The sequence below is a fragment of the Citrobacter sp. Cpo069 genome (genome assembly GCF_030332785.1).
Taxonomy (GTDB): Bacteria; Pseudomonadota; Gammaproteobacteria; order Enterobacterales; family Enterobacteriaceae; genus Citrobacter; species Citrobacter portucalensis.
On the sequence record NZ_JAOWHD010000052.1, the window covers coordinates 1 to 5,332 of the forward strand.

Below are 5,332 nucleotides of genomic sequence, written 5' to 3' on the forward strand. Positions count from 1 at the left end.
CTGTCGGTGAAGGATACGCTGAAAACCTGGGGTCTGCTGGAGCTGGTAAACTCCGTGGTTGGCCTGATAATCGTGTTGATCATCAGCATGATTGCATAACGTCGATACCGCTCTGGCCCACAGCGCCAGAGCGGTTTTCCATCCTGCCTCAACAATCCTCAATAATCAGATATACCGCCTTCACCGGACCATGCACCCCAACCACCTTGATAAGCTCAATATCCGCCGTCGAGCTGGGTCCACTGATGATATTAATGCACGATGGCATACGCTCACCGGCCTGTGCTTTCTGATGCAGTTTTTCTGCCAGCTGCGCCACGCGCGGCAGGATGGTGCTTTTACGCAGCACGAAAATCGAGGACTCCGGCAACAGGCTCAGGGAGCGCCCGCGCTCCGGCGCGGAAAACAGCACCACGCCGCCGGACTCGGTCAGGCCATATTCGGCATACACTACGCCGACTTTCGCCTGCTCGGCCTGGGTAATATTTTCGCTACCACGCGCCGGATCCCAGACCACGGCGTTGCATTCCTGCTGCAAGCGTTCGGTGATGCCCAGCTCCACCAGCCGGCTGTCGCCGCTCAGCACCACCGGCTGCTGACCCAATTCTTCGCACAGGCGCAGTGCCGCGTCTGCGGCCTGGTCCTCGCTGGTCAGTTCGCAGCGGGCCAGCATCACTTCGCTGGCAAACTGGATAAACGCAGAGCAGCGCTGCTCGGGGCTAAGCTCGGTCAGGCGCTCGTTGGCATAGTTGTTAACCAGTGCGGCATCCGCTTGCGGTTCGAAGCGCAGCGGGCGACCCAGCGCCTGGGCGATGGTGTTTAAAAACGCGGTACGGTTATCCATTCTTTTTCTCCTGCGCCTGATGTTTCTTAAACCAGCTGCGGAAGCTCTCGCCGTCAGCATCAGGCAGATCGCGCGCCTCCATCCAGTCACCAATCGCGCCAACCTTGAGCGGGGTTTTGCCGCCATTGATAAACCAGCTCGCCGCATGCGCGCCCGCCATCATCCCGACTTTCCACAGCCCCGGATGGCTATTGGCATAGGCGAACATCTTGATCGCCCGTCGCTCGGCTTTCGGCGTAATGCCCTCCTCGGCCATCACCCGGCGATGACGCAGGATCAGTTTTGACAACGGAATACGCACCGGGCAGACGCTGTCACAAGCCGTGCACAAAGAACAGGCGTACGGCAGGTCTTTAAAATCTTTATAGCCGCCGAGCAGCGGAGAAATCACCGCGCCGATAGGGCCGGGATAGATAGAGCCATAGCCGTGCCCGCCGATGTGGCGGTACGCCGGACAGGTGTTCATACAGGCTCCGCAGCGGATGCAGCGCAGCACATCGCGAAACTCTGAGCCCAGCACCTGCGAGCGACCGTTATCGACAATCACCAGATGGAACTCTTCCGGTCCGTCAACGTTGTCCGCCTCACGCGGGCCGGTCAGCCAGGTGTTGTAGCCCGTCAGACGTGCGCCCACGGCGCTGCGCGCCAGCATGGTAATCAGCACATCCACCTCGGCAAAGGTCGGCGCGATACGCTCCATGCCCATCACCGCAATGTGCGTTTTCGGTAGCGTGGTGCACATGCGCGCGTTGCCTTCGTTGGTCACCAGACACACCGAGCCGGTTTCCGCCACGGCAAAGTTACAGCCAGTAATACCGATTTCGGCACTGAGGAAATCCTCGCGGATCTTCTGACGAATGAACAAGGTCATAGCTTCCGGGGTTTCCGGGCCGTCATACCCCAGACGTTCGTTCAGCACGCGGCGGATCTGGTAGCGATCTTTATGAATCGCCGGAACCACGACGTGCGAAGGCGGATCCTGATCCAACTGCAGGATATATTCCCCGAGATCGGTTTCGATCACCTGGATTCCGGCATCCTGCAACACATGGTTGACGCCGATTTCTTCGGTCACCATCGACTTGGACTTCACCACCTTCTGCGCATTTTTACTCTGCGCGACCTGCAAAATGTAGCGAGTGGCGTCTTCTTTGGTTTTGGCGAAATAGACGTGTCCGCCGTTTTCCGTCACTTTCTCGGAGAGTTGGTACAGGTAAGCGTCGAGGTTGCTCAGAACGTGATCGCGGATCTGGCTGGCACGATCGCGCCAGTCTTCCCAGTGGCCTAACTCATCGACCATTTTTTGCCGATTCGCGCCGATACGCTCCTGCGCATTAGCCACGGCTTTGCGCATAATCGGATCTTCTATCTGCTGACGAATACGCAGTTTAAATTCTACATCGCTGGTTTTTATCGACATCTCTTTCCCCTCAGCGGCTCATCAGCACTTCAGCAATATGCATCACTTTGACCGGCTGGCCTTCCCGTTGCAGTCGACCGCCAATGTTCAGCAGGCAGCTAACGTCTGCGCCAATCAAAAATTCCGGCTTTGCGTCCATCAGATGTAATACTTTCTCTTTCACCATCTCACCGGATATCTCGGCCATCTTGACCGAGAACGTCCCGCCAAAGCCGCAACAAGTATCCTGATCGGCAAACGTCAACAGCTCCAGTCCGCGCACGTTTTTCAGCAGCGTAAGCGGCTCTTCCTTCACTCCCAGTTTGCGGGTCAGGCTACAGGAAGGATGATACACAGCGCGGCCCTGCAGGCTGGCACCAACGTCCACCACACCCAGTTTGTTGACGATAAAGGAGGTGAGATCCTGCATACGCGCGGAAACTTTCTCAGCACGCAGCGCCCATTCCGGTTCATCGGCCAGATACGTCGGGTAGCTTTTTACCGCGTAGGTGCAGGAGCCTGCCGGAGAGATAATCGGGTAGTCGTTGTCTTCCAGCGCGGCGATCAGGTTTTTCATCCCGGGGATCGCCTCTTTGATGTATCCGCTGTTGATGGCTGGCTGACCGCAACACCCTTGCTTCTCGGGGAAATTCACGCGACAACCCAGTTTTTCCAGCAGCAATACGGAGTCTCGTGCCATCCGTGATTTCAGTGCGTCACCAATGCAGGTAACAAAGAAATTTACATTCACAATAACTACTCCATTGCTTCATTTCTGTTTATTGCGCTTGATATCGCGATATCAAGCAAAGATTCAGCTGTATTTCACGCCCAGTTTTTGTATTTGCTTGTTTTACTAATGTCTGGGTTCATTATGATGCACGGATCGTTTTCCTTTGATAGCGACTCTCATCTTCTTATATAAGGACAATCGCAAATGTCTGTATTTTCATTTGTATGACAAAACCAAATAATCCACTAATCAACATGCATATGCAATACCCATGTTTATTTATTTCGGACTTGCTCACATTTTTATATTGAAAACAACTGTGTTATTAACACCTTATAAAATAGTTCCGAATGATTACTACCTTCGTCACTACCATTATTAAAAATGTTATTAAATAACCACTTATGGGTATTCACCTTGCTCTTAAGTATATTTACATGGCATTGAATTTTAATTAAAAGATTACAATAGTTACAAAACCACAAATCATAATTACTTTATTCACTGAAGCGATTCAGTTTACATATTTTATTTACACGGCAATGTAGCCTTCCCGCCATAAATATAAATCAGGTTTAATGAACCAATCAGGAATAGCAATGAACGAATATTTTATGTTTACCCTGGCACTCTCTCCTTTACTACTTATGGTATTTTTAATACTGAAATTAAAAATGCCCATCCATTATTCCGTACTGATTTCTTTGGTATTCACCGCTGCACTATCGGCAATATTCTGGGAAATGCCCGTACAAAATCTGAAAGCCGCGATAGGCTATGGTGCACTGAAGGGGTTATGGCCGATTGTGATTGTGATCCTAGGCGCTATTTTCAGTTATAACGTCATGCAGGCGACCAAAGCGCTGGATATTTTGCGCGATATTCTCGCCAGCATTAGCGAAGATAAGCGTATTCAGGTGCTGCTGATTTCATGGTGTTTTGGTGGATTTCTTGAAGCCGCAGCGGGCTATGGCACGGCGGTCGCTATTCCGATCGGCATTCTTATTGCGCTGGGATTCAACCCGCTGAAGGCTGCTATTGCTTCTCTGGTGGCGAATACCGTTCCCACCGCATTCGGCGCGGTCGGGATCCCGGTTTCTATTCTGGCAGAGCAGGTTAATCTGCCGGTTTATACCTTAGGCGGAACCATTATTTTGCAGCTCGCGCTGTTTAATATCCTGCTGCCGTTTGTGATTGTCTGCATTATTGGCGGCGGCCTGAAAGCCATTCGTGGCGTATTTCTGATCACGTTGATTTGCGGCATCACCACGCTGGTTCCGCAATATTTTGTCGCCATCCATCTTGGCGCGGAATTACCCGCTTTTGCCGGTAGCCTGGTCAGCCTGTTTGCCGTGGCGATGGTCAGTCGCCTGCGCAAAGGGAAAACCGATCCAGAGTGGCGCATTGAGGTCAGCCATACCCGCGAAACCACGCCACGCTCGGCAAAAGTGCTGTTCCGCGTGGGCTCTATCTATCTGTTTATTTTTGTATTTATCCTGCTGTGTTCGCCGCTGTTCCCGACAATAAAAGGCGCGGCGTCCCAACTGGCTTCGGTGCTGCATTTCACGTTGGCTGACGGCAAAACGATGGCACTGAAAGTTGAATGGGTGACCACACCAGGGATGCTGATCATCTTTGCGACCATTATCGGCGGTTTTATTCAGGGGGCGTCCGCACACGGGATGCTGGAAGTATTTATCAAAACGATTTTCCAGCTTAAAAACTCTATCGTCGCAATTATGGCGATCGTCGCGCTGGCCACGGTGATGGATCTCAGCGGGATTATCTCCACGCTGGCGCAGTCGATTGTCGATCTGACCGGCAGCTCGTACGTCTTCCTCGCCCCGGTGATTGGCGCGCTGGGCACGTTCGTTACCGGCAGCGATACCAACTCGAACATTCTGTTCGGCAAGCTGCAAACCATTGCTGCCAGCAAGTTACATATCGATCCCAACTGGCTGGCGGCGGCCAATACCTCTGGCGCTACGGGCGGGAAAATGATTTCGCCGCAAAGCATCGCCATCGCGGTTTCTGCCACCAAAATGGACGGTCAGGCCAACCAGATTATGTCTGGCACCATGAAATACTGCTGCGCCTACATTGTGATCCTCGGCTTAAAGGTTGGTCTCTTTTATTACTGGTTTATGGCGTAAGCCATTGTCAACCCCGTCAAATTCGCGGCAATCGTATTTGACGACACAGTGACCAAAAAGGTTTACACCGCCCCAGGAACGGAACAAGGCGACAGGCTTTACGATTTGTCGGCGCTGACTAAAATAGCGCCGATGTTTCAAATCGAGGATTGTTGTTATGTTGTTCTGGAAAAAGATGGTGAAGAAGTTCGACGCCTTTTCCG

The 5,332-nt window shown here is 52.3% G+C and carries 5 protein-coding genes; 2 read left to right on the forward strand and 3 right to left on the reverse strand.

Annotated elements, in window-relative coordinates:
• On the forward strand, positions 1 to 99 hold a 99-nt coding region (locus OGY08_RS14275; RefSeq protein ID WP_286565933.1), incomplete at its 5' end, for a GntT/GntP/DsdX family permease.
• Between the two features lie 49 nt (positions 100 to 148).
• Here the strand turns inward: OGY08_RS14275 and OGY08_RS14280 are convergent.
• The 3 genes from OGY08_RS14280 to OGY08_RS14290 are packed head-to-tail and all read right to left on the reverse strand — an operon-like array spanning position 149 to position 2,994.
• Positions 149 to 844: a LutC/YkgG family protein gene (locus OGY08_RS14280; RefSeq protein WP_125363516.1), complete on the reverse strand. Its 696-nt coding sequence runs from the start codon at positions 842 to 844 to the stop codon at positions 149 to 151.
• Positions 837 to 2,264: a LutB/LldF family L-lactate oxidation iron-sulfur protein gene (locus tag OGY08_RS14285; RefSeq protein WP_003830092.1), complete on the reverse strand. Its 1,428-nt coding sequence runs from the start codon at positions 2,262 to 2,264 to the stop codon at positions 837 to 839. The genes OGY08_RS14280 and OGY08_RS14285 overlap by 8 nt, the downstream gene beginning before the upstream one ends.
• A gap of 10 nt (positions 2,265 to 2,274) precedes the next feature.
• The gene (locus OGY08_RS14290; protein ID WP_048227166.1) at positions 2,275 to 2,994 is read right to left on the reverse strand and encodes a (Fe-S)-binding protein; all 720 of its coding nucleotides are present in this window, start codon (positions 2,992 to 2,994) and stop codon (positions 2,275 to 2,277) included.
• Positions 2,995 to 3,575: 581 nt separating this feature from the next.
• On the opposite strand from OGY08_RS14290, the gene OGY08_RS14295 reads away from it, so the two are divergent.
• Positions 3,576 to 5,129 carry an L-lactate permease gene (locus tag OGY08_RS14295; protein WP_125363518.1) on the forward strand — a complete coding sequence of 518 codons (1,554 nt, stop codon included), beginning with the start codon at positions 3,576 to 3,578 and terminating at the stop codon, positions 5,127 to 5,129.
• Positions 5,130 to 5,332 lie beyond the last annotated feature (203 nt).